We start from the raw sequence: 21,622 nt of genomic DNA on the forward strand, positions 1-21,622 counted from the left end.
TCACCGCAGGAACGCGGCGGCGACGCCGGCGTCGACCGGGACGTGCAGGCCGGTGGTGTGCGTCAGGTCGCCGCCAGTCAAAGCGAACACCGCGTTCGCGACGTGCTCGGGCAGCACCTCCCGCTTGAGGATGGTCCGCTGGGCGTAGAACTCGCCCAGCTTCTCCTCCTCGATGCCGTACGTGGCCGCGCGCTGCGCGCCCCAGCCGCCCGCGAAGATCCCGGATCCGCGCACGACGCCGTCCGGGTTGACGCCGTTGACCCGGATGCCGTGCTCCCCCAACTCGGCTGCCAGCAGCCGCACTTGGTGAGCCTGGTCGGCCTTGGTGGCGGAGTAGGCGATGTTGTTCGGACCGGCGAAGACCGCGTTCTTGGACGCGATGTAGACGATGTCGCCGCCGAGCCCTTGCGGGATCATCACCCGGGCCGCCTCGCGGGAGACCAGGAAGGAGCCGCGGGCCATGATGTCGTGCTGGAGGTCCCAGTCGCGGGCCGAGGTCTCCAGGAGCGGCCTGGAGATGGAGATGCCCGCGTTGTTGACGACGAGGTCGACCCCGCCGAAGGCGAGCACGGCCGCCCTGAAGGCGTCGGCGATCTGCTCCTCGGAGGTCACGTCGACGGTCACGGCGACGGCCTTGTCCGGTCCCCCGAGCTGCTCGGCGACCTGGGCGGCGCCCTCCGCGTTCAGGTCGGCGACCACCACGCAGGCGCCCTCGGCGGCCAGCCGCTCGGCGATCGCCCTGCCGATCCCGCTGCCGGCGCCCGTCACCAGCGCCACGCGGGTGGCGAGCGGCTTGGGCTTCGGCATCCGCTGGAGCTTGGCCTCCTCCAGCGCCCAGTACTCGATGCGGAACTTCTCCGACTCCTCGATCGGCGCGTACGCGGAGACCGCCTCGGCCCCGCGCATCACGTTGATCGCGTTGACGTAGAACTCGCCGGCCACCCGGGCGGTCTGCTTGTCCTTGCCGAAGCTGAACATGCCGACGCCGGGGACCAGCACGATCGCCGGGTCCGCGCCGCGCATCGCGGGCGAGTCGGCGTCGGCGTGCCGGGCGTAGTAGGCCGCGTACTCCTCGCGGTACTCGGCGTGCAGCTCCCGGAGGCGGGCGACGGCCTCGTCCAGGGGGGCCGACGGCGGCAGGTCCAGGACGAGCGGCCGGACCTTGGTGCGCAGGAAGTGGTCCGGGCAGGACGTGCCGAGGGCGGCGAGCCGCGGGTGCTCGGCGCTCGCCAGGAAGTCGAGGACGACGTCGGAGTCGGTGAAGTGGCCCACCTGGGGGCGGTCCTGGGAGGCGGCGGCGCGCACGTACGGCGCCAGGGCGGCGGCCCGCTCGCGGCGCTCGGCGTCGGGCAGGGCCTCGTAGCCGGGCAGCACCGGCCCGAACGGCTCGGCCTTCCCGCGCTCGGCGAGGAACGCCTCGGCGGTACGGATGATGTGCAGCGAGTTGCGCTCGCACTCCTCCGCGGTGGCGCCCCACGCCGTGATGCCGTGACCGCCGAGGACACAGCCGACGGCCTGCGGGTTGGCCGCCTTGACGGCCGCGATGTCCAGGCCGAGCTGGAAGCCGGGACGGCGCCAGGGCACCCACACCACGCTGTCGCCGAAGCATTCGGCGGTGAGCTTCTCGCCGTCCGCCGCGCAGGCCAGCGCGATGCCGGAGTCGGGGTGCAGGTGGTCGACGTGGGCCGCGTCCACGAGTCCGTGCATCGCCGTGTCGATCGAGGGCGCCGCGCCCCCCTTGCCGTGCAGGCAGTAGTCGAACGCGGCGACCATCTCGTCCTCGCGCTCGACGCCCGGGTACACGTCCGCCAGCGCGCGCAGGCGGTCGAGGCGGAGCACCGCGAGTCCGGCTTCGGTGAGGGTGCCGAGGTCGCCGCCCGACCCCTTGACCCACATCAGCTCGACGTCGCCACCGGTCACCGGGTCGGTCTCGCTGCCCTTGGCGGACGTGTTGCCGCCGGCGTAGTTGGTGTTGCGCGGATCGGCGCCGAGCCGACGCGACCGAGCCAGCAGAGCAGCGGCTTCGGGATGGGGTGCCATGTTCCGGTTCCTTAAAGAGAGAGGGTGAACGAGTGCACGTGTCGTACGGGAGCGAGGGGGAGGGGCCTCACAGGCACCGTCGGGGACGAACGGGAGGAGCGTGTCCGGCCGGCCCTCGACAGTGCCGGGCGGATAGCGTCGGCCCGGGCCCCGAAGGGGCGCGGGGAACTGCGCGACCGGCCCACCCCAACCGGAGGTCCACCACCGACCGCGTCCCCAACGGCGCCCGGAGCCAACCACCGGCCCAAAGCGGACCACCGGCCTGGAGGGGGCCGGGCCCCGACAGGGGCGCGGGGAACTGCGCGACCGGCCCACCCCGACCGGAGGCCCACCACCGACCGCGTCCCCAACGGCGCCCGGAGCGGACCACCGGCCCGAAGGGGGTCCGGGCCCCGACAGGGGCGCGGGGAACTGCGCGACCGGCCCACCCCGACCGGAGGTCCACCACCGGCCGCGTCCCCAACGGCGCCCCGGGCGGACCACCGGCCCGAAGGGGGTCCGGGCCCCGACAGGGGCGCGGGGAACTGCGCGACCAGCCCACCCCGACCGGAGGCCCACCACCGACCGAGACCCCTACGGCGCCCAAAGCGGACCACCGGCCCGGAGCGGACACCGACCCCGAGCCGGCTCCCCCTGGTCAAGCCAAGCGCAGCGGCTACGCTCCCCACCCCGCCTGCCGCCCTCCCACCCGCTCCGCGGCAATCCGCTCCTGCCAGCCGGACCGGCGATACGCGGCGACCGGGTCGGGATCCAGACCGAGCTCCTCGCGGACCTCGGCGAGCAGCGGCCGTACGTCGGTGTTGTAGGCGTCCATGATCACCGCGTTGGCCTCCAGCACGTCACCGGAGCGCTGGGCCCCGGCGAGGGCGTCCCGGTCGACGAGCAGGGCCTTCGCCGTGGCCTCCTGGACGTTCATCACCGAGCGGATGATCGCCGGGATCTTCGCCTCGATGTTGTGGCACTGGTCGAGCATGAAGGCGACCTCGGGTGCGAAGCCGCCGCCCCGGATCACCTCGTACATGATCCGGAAGAGCTGGAAGGGGTCGGCGGCGCCCACCATCAGGTCGTCGTCCGCGTAGAAGCGCGAGTTGAAGTCGAAACCGCCGAGCTTCCCCTCCCGCAGCAGCGTGGCGACGATGAACTCGATGTTGGTGCCCGGCGCGTGGTGCCCGGTGTCGACGACGACCTGCGCCTTGGGGCCGAGCTTGAGGCAGTGCGCGTACGCGGTGCCCCAGTCCGGCACGTCGGTGCTGTAGAAGGCGGGCTCGAAGAACTTGTACTCCAGCAGCATCCGCTGGTCGTCGCCGAGCCGCTCGTAGACCTTGGCGAGGCCCTCGGCGAGCCGGTCCTGGCGCTCGCGGAGATCGTCCTGCCCCGGGTAGTTGGTGCCGTCGGCGAACCACAGCTTCAGGTCCTTGGAACCCGTCGCGTCCATGATGTCGACGCACTCCAGCAGGTGGTCGACGGCCTTGCGGCGCACGGCGGCGTCGGGGTGGCAGATGCTGCCCAGCTTGTAGTCGTCGTCCTGGAAGGTGTTGGAGTTGATCGCGCCCAGCCGCACACCGCGGTCCTCGGCGTGCTTCGCGAGGGCGGCGTAGTCGTCGACCCGGTCCCACGGGATGTGCAGCGCGACGGTCGGGGCGGCACCGGTGAACTCGTGCACCTTCGCGGCGTCGTCGAGCTTCTCGCGCGGGTCCCGCGGCACTCCTGGCTGCGCGAACACCTTGAAGCGGGTTCCCGAGTTCCCGTACGCCCATGACGGCGTCTCTACTGCCTGGGTCTTGAGGGCGGCCTTCACGGCGGCGGGATCGGTCACTTCAGGGCTCCTGTGACTTCGGGTGCGACGTCGGTTCTGAACACGTCGTCTGAAACGATTCAGAGCGCCGAAACTATGAGCGCCGCGAAAGGCTGTCAACCCCTCCGGCCAAGACCGCTTTCCGTGACTTGGTCGTGACCTCCAGGTATCGAGAATTTCAGCCCGCACCCATTGACGTGACCTGGGTGACCTGCCTAACGTCCCGGCAACCTAGTTGAAACCTTTCACGACGTCGTGAGGCCTCCCCGCCCGCGTCGTTGAGGAGCCCACATGACCCACCGGTCCGACTCGGGTCCGGCCCCCGTGCTGGCGCTCAGGGACATATCGAAGTCCTTCGGCGCCGTACGCGCCCTGCGGGACGTGTCCCTGGAACTCTTCCCCGGCGAGGTGCACGCCCTCGCCGGCGAGAACGGCGCGGGCAAGTCGACCCTCATCAAGACGCTCGCCGGCGTGCACCGACCGGACGCCGGTCAGGTGCTGCTGGACGGGGAACCCACCGTCTTCCACGGTCCCGCCGACGCCCGTGACGCGGGCATCGCCGTGATCTACCAGGAACCCACGCTCTTCCCCGACCTGTCGATCGCCGAGAACATCTTCATGGGCCGTCAGCCACGGCGCGCCCTCGGTCGCATCGACCACAAGGCCACCCACGCCGCCACGCTGGCCCTGATGAAGCGCCTCGGTGTCGAACTCGACCCCGACCGCCCCGCCCGCGGCCTGTCCATCGCCGACCAGCAGATCGTCGAGATCGCCAAGGCGCTGTCCTTCGACGCCCGGGTCCTCATCATGGACGAGCCGACCGCCGCCCTCACCGGCAGCGAGGTGGCCCGCCTGTTCGGCGTCGTGCGCACCCTGCGCGAGCAGGGCTCGGCGGTCCTCTTCATCTCGCACCGGCTGGAGGAGATCTTCAGGATCTGCCGGCGGGTCACCACCCTGCGCGACGGGGCCCTGATCTCCAGCGAACCGCTGGACGGCATGACCGAGGACGACCTCGTACGCCGCATGGTCGGCCGCGATCTCGACGAGCTCTACCCCAAGCAGGACGTCGAGGCGGGCGAAGTCGCCCTGAGCGTGAGGAGACTGACCCGCGAGGGCGTCTTCACCGACGTCTCCTTCGACGTCCGGCGCGGCGAGATCGTCGGTCTCGCGGGACTCGTCGGCGCCGGCCGCACCGAGGTCGCCCGCGCCGTCTTCGGCGTCGACCGCTGGGACGCCGGCGAGGTCGAGGTCGACGGCAGGGGACTGACGAACGGCGCCCCGTCCACGGCCATGGCCGCGGGCCTCGCCCTGGTCCCCGAGGACCGGCGCGCGCAGGGCCTCGTGATGGACATGTCGATCGAGCGCAACATCGGCCTCACCGGCCTGCGTTCGACGGTCAGGGCCGGCCTGATGGACCGCGGCGCCGAACGCAGCCGTTCCCTGGACTGGGCCGTCCGGCTCCAGGTCAAGTACGCGCGGATCGCGGACGCCGTCGGCACCCTGTCCGGCGGCAACCAGCAGAAGGTCGTCCTCGCCAAGTGGCTCGCCACCGGCCCCAAGGTGCTCATCGTCGACGAGCCCACCCGCGGCATCGACGTCGGCACGAAGGCCGAGGTGCACCGCCTCCTGTCGCAGCTCGCCGCCGACGGGGTCGCCGTCCTGATGATCTCCTCCGACCTGCCCGAGATCCTCGGCATGGCCGACCGCGTGCTCGTGATGCACGAGGGCCGGCTCACCGCCGAGATCCCGCGCTCCGAAGCCACCGAGGAAACCGTGATGGCCGCAGCCACCGGGAGGGCCGCCGCATGACGGTGACCGCCACCGACCCCGCGCCCGCCGCCGAGGTGCCGAAGTCCAGCGGCACCCGGCTGGTCGACCGCGTCTTCAAGATGCGCGAACTGGCCATCCTGGCCGTGTTCCTGCTGATGATCGCCGTCACCCAGGCCGGCAACAGCGAGTTCCTGTCCGAACAGGGCATCAAGGACCTGCTCCTCAACGCGACGATCCTCGTGCTCGTCGCCACCGGCCAGTCGCTGGTCGTGATCACCCGGAACGTCGACCTGTCGGTCGGCTCCACCCTCGGCATCACCGCCTTCGCGGCCGGCACCTGGCTCCAGGGCGGCGGCAGCCCCGTCGTCGCCATCGCCCTCGCGGTCCTGCTCGGGATCGGCTGCGGCCTGGTGAACGGGCTGCTCGTCAGCCTCGGCCAGGTGCCCGCGCTCGTCGTGACCCTCGGCACGCTCTACATCATCCGCGGCATCGACTCCATCTGGGTCGGCTCCCGGCAGATCACCGCGGCGAGCCTGCCCGACGGGTTCATCGACTTCGGGTCCGGCGGCATCTCGGCGGTGCCCTACCTCGCGCTGATCGCGCTGGCCGTGCTGATCGCCACGGCCTACTACCTCAAGCACTTCGGCGGCGGCCGCGAGCTGTACGCGCTCGGCTCCAACCCGGAGGCCGCCCGCCTCGCCGGCATCCCCGTCCGCAAGCGGATCCTCGCCGCGTACACCTTCTGCGGCGCCCTCGCGGGACTCGCCGGCGCCCTGTACCTGGCCCGGTTCGGCAACGTGGACTCCGGCACCGGCAACGGCTACGAACTCACCGTCGTCAGCGCCGTCGTGGTCGGCGGCGTCGTCTTCACCGGCGGCTCAGGCAGCGTCTACGGGGCCGCGCTCGGCGCCCTGCTGCTCACCTCCATCAACAGCGTGCTGCCCGCCCTCGGCGTCAGCTCGGTCTGGGTGCTCGCCATCAACGGCGTCCTGCTCATCCTCGCCATCGCCGTCGACCGGATCGTCGCGCTGCGCGTGGCCACCGCACTGAAGAAGAGGAACGCCCGCCATGGCTGACTCGTCCCCCGCGCGCGCCGTCCGCGGCTGGTCCGCCGTGAAGAGGTGGGACTCGGCCGTCGCCGCCCTCCTCATCGTCGTCCTGCTGTTCTCCTTCGGGTTCGTCGACGGCTTCGGCAACGCCCTCAACCTGTCGTTCCTGATCGGCAACACGCTGCCCATCGCGCTCGTCGCGCTGCCGATGACCCTGCTCGTGGTCGCCGGCGAGATCGACCTCTCCGTCGCCTCCACCGCGGGCCTGTCCGGCGCGGTGATGGGCGCCCTGTGGAACCAGGGCCTGACGATCGAGGCGATCATCCCGATCTGCCTGCTGCTCGGCGTGGTCTGCGGCCTGGTCAACGGACTGCTCGTGACCCGGCTCGGACTGCCCTCCCTCGCCGTCACCATCGGCACCCTCGCCGCCTACCGGGGCATCGCACAGATCGTGCTCGGCTCCGACGCGGTGACCGATTTCCCCACCCAGTACCTGGACTTCGCCGCCGGACGCATCGGGGACACCTTCGTCCCGTACGCCCTCCTGCCCTTCCTGGTGCTGCTCGCCATCGCGGTGGTCGTGCTGCACGCCACCCCGTTCGGACGCTCGCTGTTCGCGGTCGGCGCCAACGAGGAGGCCGCGCGCTTCGCCGGCATCCGCGTCCGCCGGCACAAGCTGCTGCTGTTCGTCGCGACCGGCCTCATGGCCTCGCTCACCGGCGTCTTCTGGGCCCTGCACTACGCCAGCGCCCGCTACGACAACGCCACCGGGCTCGAACTGTCCGTCGTCGCCGCCGTCCTGCTCGGCGGCATCGACTTCGACGGCGGCAAGGGCACGCTCGGCGGCGCGATCGCGGGAGTCTTCCTGCTCGGCGCGCTGCAGAACGTGATGAGCCTCCAGGACGTCTCCGCCCAGTCGCAGATCGTCGTCACCGGCGTCCTGCTCGTCCTGTCCGTGCTCGGCCCCCGGGTCGCACGGCAGATCTCCGCCGCGAGGGCGGGGCGCAGAGCCGCCGCCACCTCGGCCCCCGCCTCGTGACCCCGTACCCCGCGTACCTCCCGCAAAGGATCCCTGCCATGCGCAAGTCATCGATCCGCCGTACCTGTGCGGCCCTCGCCGCCGCCACCTCCCTGGCCCTCGCCGCCACCGCCTGCGGCGGCACCACCAAGGACGACGTCAAGAACGACAGCGGCGCCGCCGCCACCGCCGGCAAGGCGGACCCGAACGCCGCCACCAAGAAGGGCCTGACGGTCGGCTTCCTGCCCAAGCAGGTCAACAACCCCTACTTCACCTCCGCCGACAAGGGCGGCGAGAAGGCGCTGAAGGAGCTGGGCTCCAGCTACAAGGAGGTCGGCCCGAGCAGCGCCACCGACACCTCCGGCCAGGTGTCGTACGTCAACACCCTCACCCAGCAGCAGGTCGACGCGATGGCCGTCTCCGCGCAGGACCCCGGCGCCCTGTGCACGGCGCTCAAGCAGGCCATGAAGAACAAGATCAAGGTCGTCACCTACGACTCCGACACCAAGGCCGACTGCCGCAACGCCTTCGTCTCCCAGGCCAGTGCCGAGGACCTCGGCCGCACCGAGGTGCAGCTGCTCGCCGAACAGATCGGCTACAAGGGCGAGATCGCGATCCTGTCGGCCGCGCAGACCGCGACGAACCAGAACCTCTGGATCGACTTCATGAAGGACGAGCTGAAGGACCCGAAGTACAAGGACATCAAGCTGGTCAAGGTCGCGTACGGCAACGACGACGCCCAGCAGTCCTTCCAGCAGACCCAGGGCCTGCTCCAGGAGCACCCGAAGCTCGCCGGGATCATCTCCCCGACCACCGTCGGCATCAAGGCCGCCGCCCAGTACCTGTCCGGCTCCAAGTACAAGGGCAAGGTCAAGCTGACCGGCCTCGGCACCCCCAACGACATGCGCAAGTACGTCAAGAACGGCACCGTCGACGCCTTCGAGCTGTGGGACCCGGCGAAGCTCGGCGAGCTGGCCGCGCGCACGGCCGTGGCGCTGTCCTCGGGGCAGATCACCGGCAAGGAGGGCGAGACCTTCAAGGCCGGCGACATGGGCTCGTACACCATCGGCAAGGACGGCGTGATCAGCCTCGGCAAGCCGACCGTCTTCGACAAGAAGAACATCGACCAGTTCAACTTCTAGTCGCCACAGGGGTCTTGATGCAGCGTGTGTGCTTTCTGCTGAAGGTCCGTGCGGACCGCCTCGACGAGTACCGCGAGCGGCACGCCACCGTCTGGCCCGAGATGCGCGAGGCGCTCTCGGCCACCGGCTGGCACAACTACTCGCTGTTCCTGCGGGAGGACGGCCTGCTGGTCGGCTACCTGGAGACCGAGGACTTCGCCGCCGCACGGGCCGGCATGGCGGCCACCGACGTCAACGCCCGCTGGCAGGCGGAGATGGCGCCGTTCTTCGAATCGCTGGACGGCGCCGGACCCGACGAGGCCATGAAACCCCTGAGCGAGGTGTTCCACCTCGCCTGACACCGCGCGGCCGCTCACGGCGAGCGGCCGCGCGAACCACCCCCCACCCCGGCCCGCCCCGATCGGGCCGACCCAGGAGTCCCCGACATGAGACGACGCACCCCGACGGCGACCGCCCCGGCGGGCACGGTGCCGCACGGCCGGCGGACCGGACGCGCCGAGCCAGGTCCTCGCGGCCGGGACGCCCGTCCCGCGGGACGGGACACTCCCGGCCGCGCGCCACGAGCGGCCCGCCACCACCACCCCCGGCGTGCCGCGGGTCCTCGGATTCCGGCGGCCCGCACGACCACGGATTCCGCCCGGCCCGCGGGTAATGTGAGCCCCTGCCCGCCGCTTCTCGTCCCTCTGGAGGTACCTGCCTGATGGCCCAGTCGGTGGGTATCAAGGACGTCGCCCGCGTCGCCGGAGTCTCGGTGGGCACGGTCTCCAACGTCATCAACCGCCCGGACACGGTCGCCTCCGACACCCGGGCCCGCGTCCAGTCCGCCATAGAACGGCTCGGCTACGTCCGCAGCGAGTCGGCGCGCCAGCTGAGGGCCGGGCGCAGCCGGATCATGGGCCTGCTCGTCCTCGACATGGGAAACCCCTTCTTCGTGGACGTGGCGCGCGGCGCCGAGCGCGCCGCGCGGGACGCCGGGCTCGGCGTCATGGTCTGCAACAGCGCGCAGAGCGCCGGCGAGGAGGCGGACTACCTGTCGCTCTTCGCCGAGCAGCGGGTGCGCGGCGTCCTGCTGACGCCCGCCGACGCGACGGGCCGCAACATCGCCGCCTTCCGCCGCCACGGCATCCCGTTCGTGCTCGTCGACCGGGTGGCCGAGGGCACCACGGAGTGCTCGGTGTCGGTCGACGACGTGGCGGGCGGCGCCCTCGCCGTCCGGCATCTCGTCGACGCCGGCCACCGCTCCATCGCCTACGTGAGCGGACCGCCCGGCCTGAACCAGGTCAGGGACCGCCGGGAGGGCGCCCTGAACGCGCTCGCGGAGGCGGGACTCGCCCCCGGCCTGCTGCGCGAACTGCCCACCGAGCGGCTCGACGTGGCCGCGGGGCGGGACGCGGGCGCGCGAATCCTCGGCCTCGCCGAGCGCCCCACCGCCGTGTTCTGCGCCAACGACCTGCTCGCCCTCGGAGTCCTCCAGGCCATGTTCGCGGCCGGCGTCGGCGTCCCCGACGACCTCGCGATCGTCGGCTACGACGACATCGAGTTCGCGGCGGCCGCCGCCGTCCCGCTCACCTCCGTACGCCAGCCCGCCGTGACCATGGGCGCCCTGGCCGCGGAACTCCTCCTGGAGGAGACCGAGGCGGAGACCGCGCCCACCCCGCACGAGCACCGCCGGGTCGTCCTCCAGCCGGAACTGGTGGTGCGCGGCTCCAGCCTCTCGCGTTGACCCGCCGTTCGTCTCCGGCCGCTCGCCGCGCTGACCGGCCGGTCAGTAGCCCTTCCGCGATCCCCGGTCCCGGCCGGCGGGCGAGCATGTGCTCAACTGGGACGCGGCCTGGAATCCGTACGTCTCGGGAGCCCTGTTGACCACCAGTTACCGTCAGCCCGGTGTCGTCCTCACCGACCGGCACTTCACCGTGCCGCTCGACCACGACCGGCCGTCGGGGGAGAGCATCGAGCTCTTCGCCCGCGAGGTCGTCGCGAGTGAGCGGGCGGAGCAGCGGCTCCCCTGGCTCGTCTACCTCCAGGGCGGCCCGGGGTTCGGCGCCAACCGCTTCGTCGGCAAGCAGGCCTGGCTCGGCCGGGCCCTCCAGGAGTACCGGGTGCTGCTCCTGGACCAGCGCGGCACCGGCCACTCCACTCCCGCGAACCGGCAGACGCTGCCGCTGCGCGGCGGACCCCGCGAGCAGGCCGACTACCTCACGCACTTCAGGGCGGACTCCATCGTCCGCGACTGCGAGGCCATCCGGCCCGCCCTCACCGCAGGCGCACCCTGGACCGTGCTCGGCCAGAGCTTCGGCGGCTTCTGCACGCTGAACTACCTGTCCACCGCACCCGAGGGACTGAGCGCCGCCCTCATCACCGGCGGACTGCCCTCGCTCGACGCCCACGCGGACGACGTCTACCGCGCCGCGTACCCACGCATCGAGCGCAAGGTCGCCGCGCACTACGCCCGCTACCCGCAGGACGTCGAGCGGGCCCGGCGGATCGCCGAGCACCTGATCCGGCACGAGACGGTCCTGCCCGGTGGCTACCGGCTCACCGTCGAGGCCTTCCAGTCGCTCGGCATCCTGCTCGGCGGCTCGGAGGGCAGCCACCGCCTGCACTACCTCCTGGAGCACGCCTTCGTCCGCACCGCGCAGGGCCCGGCCCTCTCGGACGCCTTCCAGGAGGAGGCGCAGAGCCTGCTCTCCTACGCGGGACACCCCCTGTACGCCCTGGTCCACGAGGCGGTCTACGCCCAGGACGACCGCCCCACCGCCTGGTCCGCGGAGCGCGTGCGCGCCGAGTTCCCCCGGTTCGACGCGGCGAAGGCGCTCACGGAGGACGGCCCGCTGCTGTTCACCGGCGAGTCCGTACACCCCTGGATGTTCGACACCGACCCGGCGCTGCGCCCGCTGCGCGAGACCGCCGCGGAACTGGCCGCGCACCGGGACTGGAAGCCGCTCTACGACCCGGCCCGCCTCGCGGTGAACGAGGTGCCGGTCGCCGCCGCCGTCTACCACGACGACATGTACGTCGACACCGGCCACTCCCTGCGCACGGCCCGTGCCGTACGGGGGCTGCGCACGTGGGTCACCGACGAGTTCGAGCACGACGGGGTGCGGGCGGGCGGCCCCCGGGTGCTGGACCGGCTGCTGGCCCTGAGCCGCGACGAGGTCTGACCGGAGCCGTTCCGTCTCCGGGAGCTCCCGGCCGCCCGCCCGGATGCGCGGCCGGGTGCCCGGGACCATCCTGGAGACATGTCCGGACGGGCCCCTGTGGTGGTGCATCCGCCGAACGGCACCGGCGGTCGCCGGGTGACGGCACGCGGCGAGATCCTCGGCCTGGCGTTCTCCGACGAGGACGTGGTCGAGTTCCTCAGCCGCGCCGGTCTGCCCGACGCCGAGGATCTGCTCGACGATCCCGCGTGGGTGAAATGGCGCGGCGCGGACGCGCACCACTACGAGGCGGCATAGCGGAGAACGGCCCCGGGCCGGCCTCTTCGGAAGAGCGCCGGCCGGTCGCTTCGCCGTGCGCTGGCAGGGCGGACGGGAGCCCGCGCGGGGGAGCGGACCACCGGCCCTTCGAGGCCGGCGCGGGTCGGCGGGCCCGGCCACGGGCGCGTGAGCGCGGATCACTAGGATCGTGATCATGCAAAAGGACGACGAGAGGGCCGAGGAGCGGCGCTCCCCACTGCGGGCCGACTGCGCCCGGTGCTTCGGGCTCTGCTGCGTCGCCCTGCCCTTCTCCCGCTCGGCGGATTTCGCCGCCGACAAGGACGCGGGCGAACCCTGCGCCAACCTGCGGACGGACTTCAGCTGCGGCATCCACACCCGGCTGCGGCAGTCGGGCTTCACCGGATGCACGGTCTACGACTGTTTCGGCGCCGGCCAGCAGGTCTCGCAGGTCACCTTCGGCGGGCGCGACTGGCGCTCGGGACCGCCCGAGCGGACCCGGCAGATGTTCGAGGTGTTCCCCGTCGTACGGCAGCTGCACGAACTGCTCCGGTACCTCGACGAGGCGCTGACCCTGCCGGCCGCCCGCCCGGTCCACGCCGACCTGCGCCGGATGCTCGACGAGACCGGACGGCTCACCAGGCTCGGCCCCGACGAGCTGGGACGGCTCGACGTGGGAGCGCACCGGCAGCGCGTCGACGTGCTGCTGCTGCGGACGAGCGAGCTCGTGCGCGCGGGCGCCGGCGGGGGGCGGAAGAAGAAGAACCGGCGGGGCGCCGACCTCCTGGGTGCCCGCCTGCGGGGAGCCGACCTGAGGGGCGCCCTGCTGCGCGGTGCCTGCCTCATCGCCGCCGACCTCACCGGTGCCGACCTGCGTACGGCGGACCTGATCGGCGCCGACCTGCGCGACGCCGATCTCACGGACGCCGACCTGACGGGCGCGTTCTTCCTGACGCAGCCCCAGGTCGAAGCGGCCCGGGGCAGCGCCGGCACGAGACTGCCGGAGTCAGTCACCCGTCCCGGACACTGGGCAGCTCAGGGCTGACGGCCCGGCCGCGGCGGGGGAGCGGCGCTCCAGGCGCAGCCGCAGGCCGTCGGGCATGAGCGTGAGCCGCTCGGCCACCCGCAGCCGGTACCCCGGTTCCGGCAGCAGCTCGTAGCGGCGCAGCAGCAGTCCCAGGACCAACGTCGCCTCGTGCAGGGCGAACTGGCGGCCGATGCAGGCCCGCGCGCCGGTGCCGAACGGCTTGAAGGTGTGCGCGGGGCGGGCGCGTACCGCCTTCGCGTCGAAGCGGTCGGGGTCGAACCGCTCGGCGTCCGCGCCCCAGACCTCCGGGTCCCGGTGCAGCATCGCGGTCAGCACCAGGGCCCACGCGCCCCGCCGCATCGGGTGGACGCCGCCGAGCACCGTGTCCTCGCGGGCCTCGCGCGCGAAGGCGGGCGCCGTCGGCCACAGCCGCAGTGCCTCGTCGAGCACCCGGCGGACGTACCGGAGCCTTGCCACCTGGTCGTAGGCGGGCCGGGCGGTGTCGCCCCAGACGCGGTCCACCTCCGCCCGGGCGCGGGCGGCGACGTCGGGATGCCGGGCGAGGTAGTGCAGGGCGAAGGAGAGGGCGCCCGAGGTCGTCTCGTGGCCGGCGATCAGGAAGGTGATCACCTGGCGGCGGACGTTCTCGGGCGACAGCCGCTCGCCGGTCACCGGGTGGGCCGTCTCCAGCATGCGGTCCAGCAGGTCGCCGTCGCCCTTGCCGCTCGCGGTGCGGCGGGCCGCCACCACGGCGTCGACCGTGCTGTTCAGGTAGGCCATGTCGGCGTCGTTGCGACGGTTCGCGCGGCGCAGCAGCGGGGCCAGCGGCGCCGGGACGACGTTGCGCCGCTGCGCGTGGCTCAGGGCGCCCACCATGGCGTCCACGAAGGGGTGCGGCCGGGAGCGCTCGAAGGAGCCGAAGTCGTGCCCGAAGCCGGTGCGGGAGATCGTCTCCAGGGTCAGCTTGGTCATGTCGCCGGGGACGTCCACGCCGTGCCCGGCCGCCGCCTGCCGGTCCCACCGCTCGGTCAGGCGCTCGGTCACGGCGAGCATCATCGGGTGGTAGCCCTCCATGGCCTCCCGGCTGAAACCCGGGGCCAGCACGTCGTGCGCGAGCTGCCAGTTCGGTTCGTGGTTGTACGCCGTGAACAGTCCGTCGCCGGCCACCGGGCGGAGGTTGGCGACGCCGAGGCCCACGTGCTTGGCGAACCGCGACTCGTCGGCCAGCTCGGCGGCGAGCCGGGCGCCCCCGACGAACACGATCTCGTTGCCGAACGCCTTGCGGCGGAAGACGGGTCCGAGCCGGCGTCCGAAGCGCAGCGAGTCCTGGACGGGCGTGCGCACGTTCGCCCCGACCACGTCCCCGATCAGCGGGATCCGCAGCGGGGGGCGCGGTATCCGGTGGAGCTCGGGCCAGCCCAGCTCCGCGCTGCGGAACCCCTTGGGCAGCGCGGCCCCTGTCGTCTGCGCCATCGCGCCATCTCCCTTGCGTTCACGCCGGGTTGAGCCCGGCGTCGCTCTTGTTGTACGTGAGTTCAACAGCGGCTGCCAGTGTCATCCCGTTGTTGAACCGGCGTCAAGTAAGGTGCGGGCATGACCGGGAACCAGGGGGAGCGGACGGAACGCGCGCGCCGCCGCCTCAGTACCGAGGAGCGCCGGGAGCAGTTGCTGTCGGTCGGCGCGCGGCTGTTCTCGGAGAGCCCGTACGACGAGGTGTGGATCGAGCAGGTCGCCGAGATCGCCGGGGTCTCGCGCGGGCTGCTCTACCACTACTTCCCGACGAAGCGGGACTTCTTCGCGGCCGTCGTCGAGCGCGAGAGCGGGCGCATGCTGCGGATGACCGCCGCGGTGCCCGGAATCCCGGTGCGCGAGCAGCTCGCCGCCGGCCTCGACACCTTCCTCGGCTACGTCGAGGAGCACGCGCACGGGTTCCGCGCCTTCCACCGCGCCGACGCCGCGGGCGACCAGGCGGTGCGGAAGGTCTACCAGCGCGCGCTGGCCGCGCAGGAGCGGCAGATCCTCCAGGCGCTCGCCGCGGACCCCGAACGGGACGCGTCCGCCGAGGGCCCGGAGCTGCGGATCGCCGTGCGGGGGTGGCTGGCGTTCACCACGGCCGTGTGCCTGGAGTGGCTCCGGGACCCCGAACTCTCCCGTGGGCAGGTGCGCGACCTGTGCGCGCGGGCCCTGCTGGGCGCGATCACTCCTTGATCGGGACCTGACGGGTGCAATCACTCCTTGACCGGGCCCTGTTGGGCGCGACCACTTCCTGAACCCGGGCGAGCGACCCGCCGGGCCTGGTTGGCGCGCACCCCGATCTCCGATAGGTTAGGCAAGGCTTACCTAAGGAGGTTTGGTGATGGGTGTCCGTCACACCTGGGCGGCAGCGCCGTCTGCGGCCGAACGCGCCCGCTCGGTGCTCGCCACCGCATGGTCCTGCGCGGTGACCGCCGAGGGCGGCCGCGAGGAGTTCGTCGGCGCGCACACCGTCGAGGAGGACGGCCGGGTGCTGCTGCACGTACCCGAGGACAGCAGCCTGGTCGCGGCCGCGATCTGCGCGCCGCGCGGCGAGCCGTCCGCGGTCCTGGAGTTCGCCGACGTCGCGCCCGTCCCGGTGCGCAACCGCATCCGGGCGAGGCTCTGGCTGGCCGGCTGGTTCTCCCTCGATGAGGGACACCTGGCTTTCCAGCCCTCGCGCGCCGTCCTGCGGGAGGCGTCCGGGTCGGTCGTCGTCGACCTGGACGACCTGGCCGCCGCCCGGCCCGACCCCCTCGCGACGGCCGAGGCCAAGCTGCTCACGCACCTGGCCGACGCCCACCCGGACGCCGTCGAACGGCTGACCCGGCTCGTCGAGCCCGACAGCCTGCACGGCGCGGTCCGCGTGCAGCCGCTCGCCGTCGACCGGCACGGACTGACCCTGCGCATCGAGCGGGCGCGCGGCAACGGCGACGTACGCCTGCCCTTCCACGCCCCCGCCGACGACCTCGGCCGGCTCACGGAGCGCATGCACGTCCTGCTCGCCCAGGCGAACGCCGCCGCCTGCCCCCGCGCGCTACAGCGGCAGCGCACAGACGGCGACCGGTGAGGCGAACGGCTCACCCGCGAGCCGCAGTTCACCACTGGCGCGGTCGACCCGGAAGACGCTGACCGTGCCCGACTTCTGGTTCGCCGCGAACAGCAGGCGCCCGTCCGGGGAGAAGGCGATCTGGCGCGGGAAGTCGCCGCCCACCGGCACCGTGTCGAGCAGACGCAGCCGGGCCCCGTCCGCCTCGACCGCGTACCGGGTCAGGCTGTCGTGCCCGCGGTTGGCGAGGTAGGCGTACGACCCGTCCGAGGTGACCAGAATCTGCGCCGGATAGCTCGTGCCCGCCCCGGTCCCGGTCGGCTGGGGGTCGCCCGGCGTCAGACGCCCGGTGGCCGCGTCGTACGCGCAGACGGTGACGGTGTTGTCGACCTCGTTCGCCAGATAGGCGAAACGGCCGCCCGGATGGAACGTCAAGTGGCGCGGACCCGCGCCCGGCCGGGTCCGCGCCCGCGAGACCTCCGTCAGCGTGCCCGCGGACTCGTCGAGGCGGTACGTGTACACGGTGTCGGTGCCCAGGTCGACGGCGAGCACATGGCCGCCGTCGGGGCTCGTGAGGACCTGGTGGGCGTGCGGGCCGTCCTGCCCGGGCCCGGGGGCGGGCCGGGAGTGCGTCACGAGGTCCGTGCGCTCGCCGAGGGCGCCCGAGGCGCCGACCGGATGCACGGCGACGCTTCCCGAGCCGTAGTTGGCGCTGAACAGCCAGCGTCCGCCCGGGTGCACGGACAGATGGCAGGGTCCGGAGCCCCCGGTGCCACGGGTGCCCAGGACCCTGTTCCCCTTGAGCCGTACCGCCGTCACCCCGCCGTCCGGCCGCTCGTCCACGGCGTACAGCGTGCGGCCGTCCGGGTGCACCGCCAGATACGACGGATCGCCGACGCCCCGGACGGTCCCGGTGCCCGAGATCCGGCCCGTCGACGGGTCGTACGTGGCCAGGCCGATGCCCCTGCCGCCGCCCTCGACCGAGGTGTACGTGCCGAGGAACAGCGGCCGGGGGCCGGTGGAACGCGCGGGCGGCGCATCCGAGTCCGGCGCCGGCCGCGGCGTCCCGGGCGGTGCCGAAGGGGCGGCGGCCCCGCCCGACGCGGAGTCCGTGGGCGCGACCGGCGCCGGGATCGCCGTCACGGCGGCGGCCGCCGTGACCGTCCCGACGAACCGGCGCCTGCTCCACCTGCCGCCCGCCGGACCGCGTCCCGGCTCTCCATCACTGCTCATGCCTGCACCTCGGGTGTCGGTCGCCTCGGCTGTGACAGCCACCTTGACGCGACCCACCCGCCATGTGCAAGAAAGGCAACGGCCGTTGCGGTCACCGCAACAACCGCCCACCGCTCACCAGTCGCCGTCGCCCACCGGCTTGCCCGGGGCGTCCCCGAGGGGTTTCACCTGGTGGGCCGAGGGCTGCTGCCAGGGCTCGTGGTCGTCGCCCAGCCACTCGCCGACCGGCTTCACCGCGCCCAGGGCGTCCGAGGGAGCGGTGTCCGCGGCGTCCTGGTCGTAGTAGTCGAACCAGGGCAGGCCCGCGCGGGTGTACGCCGCGCGGTCGACCGGCGACGGGGGCGGCGCCTCGCCGGTGATGCGCCGCCATTCCGGCGGTGTCACCAGGTGCACGAACACGCGCCCCGACGGTTCCTCGGCCCAGCTCCCGCGCGGCCGGTCGTCCCGGTAGACCTCCTGGCGCATCGAACCGCCGACCCCCAGACCCATGGCGGCGGCCCGCTGCGGGGGACCGCCGACCGGCGCGGCGCCCGGAGCGGGCGGCGCGCCCGGGGCCATGGCCGCCGGCATCGCCCCGTACGCCGGGAACGGCGGCGCGGCGGCCCGCGCCCGCTCGGCCCGTACGCGCTGCTCCTCGCGCCACTCGGCCAGCCGGCGCGCGTTCAGCGGGAAGGACTGGAGCTGCACGCCGCCCCACACCTCCTCGCCCGTCACCTGGCCCTCGACGGTGGCACCGAGGCCGAGGGGCACCGCCACGAACTGGCGGACCGTCCCCTTCCCGGAGTTGATGCCGTCGAGCCACGGCTGCCGCGGGAGCACGACGTAGTTCTGCGGGTCCCGGTGCAGCCGGGAGGTCCACGGCCGGCCCGAGATCGCGCACACCTTGCCCACCCCGACCTGCAGGGCGGCCGGCTCCTGGGAGCCCGCGAAACTCAGCCACATGGCCTCGCGCAGATAGACCGGCAGCATCACCCCGCCACGGGCCCGCCACGCCTCGGGCACCGAGTCCGCGTAGTCCTCGACCCGCCGCAGCGGGAACTCGCCGAGGCCGGGCGGCAGTGCGTGCGTGCCCGTCTCGGGCAGCCGCAGCGTCCTCATGAACCGGACGCGCACCCCTCCGGGCAGCAGCAGGGTATGACCGTCGATCCGCACGGTGCCTTCGGGCATCCGGACGCTCCCCTCGTCGCGCTGGCGCCACGCTCCGGCGCGGCGTTCCGTCAGCTAGAACGCTTCGCGGGGGAGCGGCGGTTCCGCCACGGCAGGGCGAGGTGCCCGTGCTTTCGGCGCAGCCGGCGCAGGCGCTGCTGGAGACGGGCCAGGCGCGGCCAGCGCTCGCGCTGCTCGCGCGTGCAGCGGTCCAGCTCCTCCAGGAGCCGGCGGGAGCGGTGCTCCATGTCGAGTTCGTCGAGGATGCGGTTGACCTCGGTCAGCACGGCACCGTGCAGCTGCCACAGCCGCGCGTCGCGCTGGACGCCCTCCAGCAGCAGCTGGGCCAGCTTGTCGCGGGTGGCGGCCGCCCTGGCGAGCTCCGCGCCGAGCCGTGTCTCGGCGGACTCGGCGCTCTGGCTCACGTGGGTGGTCACCAGGACCGAGAAGCTCACCACGGCGTCGCCCACCTCGGACAGCAGCTCCTCCAGCGCCGCCCCCACCTGCGGATCGAACAGCGGCTCGGGCTCGTGCTCCTTGGCCAGGTCGGTGAAACTGCGCGCGAGCACCCGCAGGACGACCGTGCAGATCTCCAGCGTGTCGAGGCCGGTGCGGAGCACGACCCGGTGCAGCAGCCCCTCGCGGACGCGCGGGTTGAGCTTGAGGCTGTCCTCCGCCTGACGCAGCGCTCCGTCCACCTCGGCGATGTCGTGGTCGAGCCGGCGAGCCTCGTGGAGTCGCGCCGCCGCTTGTGCAAACGGGGTGCGCCCGGCGGCCTCCTCGCCGAGGCGCAGCATCAGCTGCCGCATCCGGCGCGCCAGGTCCCCGATGGACTCACCGGCCGCGTCCGTCCACACCGGCGGGGCGAACAGCAGGTTGCACGCGAGTCCCACCACCGCGCCGATCACCGTCTCCAGGACACGGGCCCAGGCGTAGTCGCCCACCTTGGTGACGCCGAGGACCAGCATGGCGCTGATCGCCACCTCGGGCACGAACTCGCTGACCCGCACCAGGTGTCCGACGGCGAGCGAGGCGATGATGAGCAGCGCCAGACTCCACCAGGTCAGACCCACGAGTACGCTGAAGCCGATGGCGACGATGACACCGGCGACGACCGAGTTCACCCGCCGCAGGCTGGTGGTGATCGTGCCGTACAGGGTGACCTGGACGACCAGCAGTGCGGTCAGGGGAGCGGTGAGCGGAGCGGCCTCGGGGCTGAGTCGAACGGCCACCACGTACGCGATCGTCGCCGCCAGCGTCGATCTCAGCGCCTGCACGACCGCGGGTTCCCGCCGTCGCTTCACCATCCGTGCGACGGATGTCGTCCACTCCCCACGTGCCACTCGCATCCTTGCGCTGTTCCCCTTTCACAGGTGCAACGAACGTTTTCTTCCGTACTCATTGAGGACCGTAACTGTCCGCAAGTGTGCCTAAGTTGTTCTCGTCGGGCGAAGCGAGGGACAAATGAGGGGCAAATGAGGGAAAACGAGAAAAAGGGGACCGGAATGGTCGGCACAGAGGGCGTCGAGCTGTTGTCGCGGGCGCACACCTACCTGAGCGAGGTGGTGGCGGCCGTACCGGAGCAGGCCTGGGGGGCCCGGACGCCCTGCAGCGAGTGGACCGTACGTCAGGTAGTGAATCACGCGCGTCTCGATCAGCAGGCGTACGGCGCTGTCGTCACCGGCCACGGGTCGCCGGAGTCGGACCCCTTCCAGCCCGCCGACGCGCTGCACGGTGACGCCTCGGCCGAGCTGGACTCGGTGCTGGCGGGGGTGCGGGAGGTCTACGGGCGGCTGTCCCCGGACGACGCGGGAGTGCCGACCCCGCTGGGGCCGCTTCCCTTCCCGCTCGCCGCGGCGGCGGCCGCGATGGACGCCGCGGTGCACGCCTGGGACATCGCCGTGGCGACGGGGCAGGGCGCGCCGCTCGCCGAGGACGTCGCCGAGGGGATCTGGCCCGCCGCGGCCCAACTGGTCGACCACCTGCGTGACGCGTACGGCGTCTTCGCCCCGGCGCGCGAGGCCGCGGCGGACGAGGGGCGGGCGGCGGCCCTGCTGGCGTTTCTGGGCCGGGACCCGCACTGGGCACCCGCCGCGCCCTGAGCCGCCGGCGCCGGGCGCGCCGCTCCTCGCGGACGGCGGCGCGCACCGGCCCCCGGCGGCGCGGGGCGCGCCGGGACGGTCAGTCGGAGAGCTTGGCCAGGAAGGCGGACAGGTTGCCCACGGTCCGGGCGATCTGCTCCTCCAGGGTGAGGGTCTCCTCGAAGCGGCCCCCGGGCTCCGGGGCCTTCTTGCCGCGCACGTAGAGCGAGCAGGCGAGGTCGGTGCACATGTAGACCCCGACCGAGTTGCCCTCGCGGCCCGCCGCGCCCGCCTTGCGCGCGGTCATCAGGGAGACGCCGCTGCCCGGATGCGTGGTCAGGCAGAGCGAGCACATGCTCCGGTGCAGCAGGCCCCGCCGGGACGAGGGGAACCGCAGTGTCACGCCGACGAGCCGGCCCGCGTGCTCCGTGACGAGGTAGCTGCGGTCGGGTGCCCCGGGATCTCGCCACCCGAGGAAGTCCAGGTGCTCCCAGGGCCGCTCGTCCAGATCCCGGGGCACCGCCAGACGCTTCGCCTCGCCCTTCGAGCAGTTGATGAACGAGGTGCGGATGTCCTGCTCGGTGAGCGGTCTCACGGGGTGCTCCTGAGGTGTGCGCGTACGGCTACGAAAAAAACCTAGGACGACTAGGTTCACACCTAAGCTACATAGTGACCTGGCGGGCGGGCGAATACTTTTCTCCGGGCCGGGGAGCGCGAGGGCCGCTGCGGCTCTCGCCGAGCGCGCTCGACCCCCCTCGGCGAGGATGCGGCCCGCCGTCGCGGCCGGTACAGCGGGCATGAAAACGGCGGCCACCGCCCCACGCGC

At 72.8% G+C, this 21,622-nt stretch carries 19 protein-coding genes; 12 read left to right on the forward strand and 7 right to left on the reverse strand.

Annotated elements, in window-relative coordinates; translation table 11 throughout:
* Both ACWGIS_RS28940 and rhaI read right to left on the reverse strand, forming a co-directional pair.
* Positions 1-2,040 carry a bifunctional aldolase/short-chain dehydrogenase gene (locus tag ACWGIS_RS28940; RefSeq protein WP_453365404.1) on the reverse strand — a complete coding sequence of 680 codons (2,040 nt, stop codon included), beginning with the start codon at positions 2,038-2,040 and terminating at the stop codon, positions 1-3.
* A 655-nt stretch (positions 2,041-2,695) separates the two neighbouring features.
* Complete coding sequence (gene rhaI, locus ACWGIS_RS28945; RefSeq protein ID WP_453365405.1) at positions 2,696-3,856, reverse strand: L-rhamnose isomerase; 1,161 nt, start codon at positions 3,854-3,856, stop codon at positions 2,696-2,698.
* Between the two features lie 270 nt (positions 3,857-4,126).
* Here rhaI and ACWGIS_RS28950 point away from each other — a divergent pair, with 270 nt between their 5' ends.
* From ACWGIS_RS28950 to ACWGIS_RS28990, 9 genes are all read left to right on the forward strand, one after another.
* Entirely contained in the window at positions 4,127-5,644 is a 1,518-nt protein-coding gene (locus tag ACWGIS_RS28950) for a sugar ABC transporter ATP-binding protein (RefSeq protein WP_453365406.1), read from the forward strand.
* Positions 5,641-6,681 carry an ABC transporter permease gene (locus ACWGIS_RS28955; protein ID WP_453365407.1) on the forward strand — a complete coding sequence of 347 codons (1,041 nt, stop codon included), beginning with the start codon at positions 5,641-5,643 and terminating at the stop codon, positions 6,679-6,681. The genes ACWGIS_RS28950 and ACWGIS_RS28955 overlap by 4 nt, the downstream gene beginning before the upstream one ends.
* Complete coding sequence (locus ACWGIS_RS28960) at positions 6,674-7,693, forward strand: ABC transporter permease (RefSeq protein ID WP_453365408.1); 1,020 nt, start codon at positions 6,674-6,676, stop codon at positions 7,691-7,693. Before ACWGIS_RS28955 ends, ACWGIS_RS28960 begins: the two co-directional genes overlap by 8 nt.
* A gap of 38 nt (positions 7,694-7,731) precedes the next feature.
* Positions 7,732-8,814: a rhamnose ABC transporter substrate-binding protein gene (gene rhaS / locus ACWGIS_RS28965; protein WP_453365409.1), complete on the forward strand. Its 1,083-nt coding sequence runs from the start codon at positions 7,732-7,734 to the stop codon at positions 8,812-8,814.
* A 17-nt stretch (positions 8,815-8,831) separates the two neighbouring features.
* Positions 8,832-9,152: an L-rhamnose mutarotase gene (locus ACWGIS_RS28970; protein ID WP_453365410.1), complete on the forward strand. Its 321-nt coding sequence runs from the start codon at positions 8,832-8,834 to the stop codon at positions 9,150-9,152.
* 362 nt (positions 9,153-9,514) lie between these two features.
* Positions 9,515-10,537 (forward strand): LacI family DNA-binding transcriptional regulator, encoded by a 1,023-nt coding sequence (locus tag ACWGIS_RS28975; protein ID WP_453365411.1) that lies wholly within the window; start codon positions 9,515-9,517, stop codon positions 10,535-10,537.
* Positions 10,538-10,673: 136 nt separating this feature from the next.
* Positions 10,674-11,975: an alpha/beta fold hydrolase gene (locus ACWGIS_RS28980; protein ID WP_453365412.1), complete on the forward strand. Its 1,302-nt coding sequence runs from the start codon at positions 10,674-10,676 to the stop codon at positions 11,973-11,975.
* A gap of 78 nt (positions 11,976-12,053) precedes the next feature.
* Positions 12,054-12,269, forward strand: a complete 216-nt coding sequence (locus ACWGIS_RS28985) for a hypothetical protein (RefSeq protein ID WP_453365413.1) — start codon at positions 12,054-12,056, stop codon at positions 12,267-12,269.
* Between the two features lie 175 nt (positions 12,270-12,444).
* Complete coding sequence (locus ACWGIS_RS28990; protein ID WP_453365414.1) at positions 12,445-13,293, forward strand: pentapeptide repeat-containing protein; 849 nt, start codon at positions 12,445-12,447, stop codon at positions 13,291-13,293.
* On the opposite strand, the gene ACWGIS_RS28995 is transcribed toward ACWGIS_RS28990, so the two are convergent.
* Complete coding sequence (locus ACWGIS_RS28995; RefSeq protein WP_453365415.1) at positions 13,255-14,748, reverse strand: cytochrome P450; 1,494 nt, start codon at positions 14,746-14,748, stop codon at positions 13,255-13,257. The genes ACWGIS_RS28990 and ACWGIS_RS28995 overlap by 39 nt on opposite strands.
* A gap of 120 nt (positions 14,749-14,868) precedes the next feature.
* On the opposite strand from ACWGIS_RS28995, the gene ACWGIS_RS29000 reads away from it, so the two are divergent.
* Together ACWGIS_RS29000 and ACWGIS_RS29005 are read left to right on the forward strand one after the other, a co-directional pair.
* A complete protein-coding gene (locus ACWGIS_RS29000; RefSeq protein ID WP_453365416.1) occupies positions 14,869-15,483 on the forward strand; it encodes a TetR/AcrR family transcriptional regulator in 615 nt (204 codons plus the stop codon).
* Between the two features lie 148 nt (positions 15,484-15,631).
* Positions 15,632-16,357, forward strand: coding sequence for a DUF2470 domain-containing protein (locus tag ACWGIS_RS29005; RefSeq protein WP_453365417.1), 726 nt, complete (start codon positions 15,632-15,634; stop codon positions 16,355-16,357).
* Here the strand turns inward: ACWGIS_RS29005 and ACWGIS_RS29010 are convergent.
* The 3 genes from ACWGIS_RS29010 to ACWGIS_RS29020 form a co-directional block, all read right to left on the reverse strand.
* A complete protein-coding gene (locus ACWGIS_RS29010) occupies positions 16,325-17,569 on the reverse strand; it encodes a lactonase family protein (RefSeq protein WP_453365418.1) in 1,245 nt (414 codons plus the stop codon). The genes ACWGIS_RS29005 and ACWGIS_RS29010 overlap by 33 nt on opposite strands.
* 114 nt (positions 17,570-17,683) lie before the next feature.
* Complete coding sequence (locus tag ACWGIS_RS29015) at positions 17,684-18,736, reverse strand: hypothetical protein (protein WP_453365419.1); 1,053 nt, start codon at positions 18,734-18,736, stop codon at positions 17,684-17,686.
* A gap of 50 nt (positions 18,737-18,786) precedes the next feature.
* Positions 18,787-20,064, reverse strand: a complete 1,278-nt coding sequence (locus ACWGIS_RS29020) for an FUSC family protein (RefSeq protein ID WP_453365420.1) — start codon at positions 20,062-20,064, stop codon at positions 18,787-18,789.
* A gap of 156 nt (positions 20,065-20,220) precedes the next feature.
* On the opposite strand from ACWGIS_RS29020, the gene ACWGIS_RS29025 reads away from it, so the two are divergent.
* The gene (locus ACWGIS_RS29025; protein WP_453365421.1) at positions 20,221-20,817 is read left to right on the forward strand and encodes a TIGR03086 family metal-binding protein; all 597 of its coding nucleotides are present in this window, start codon (positions 20,221-20,223) and stop codon (positions 20,815-20,817) included.
* Positions 20,818-20,896: 79 nt separating this feature from the next.
* Here ACWGIS_RS29025 and ACWGIS_RS29030 read toward each other — a convergent pair whose 3' ends face one another.
* On the reverse strand, positions 20,897-21,391 hold the full coding sequence (locus ACWGIS_RS29030; RefSeq protein WP_453365422.1) for an FBP domain-containing protein: 495 nt from the start codon (positions 21,389-21,391) through the stop codon (positions 20,897-20,899).
* Positions 21,392-21,622: the final 231 nt, after the last annotated feature.

The organism is Streptomyces sp. NPDC054842 (assembly GCF_053611025.1).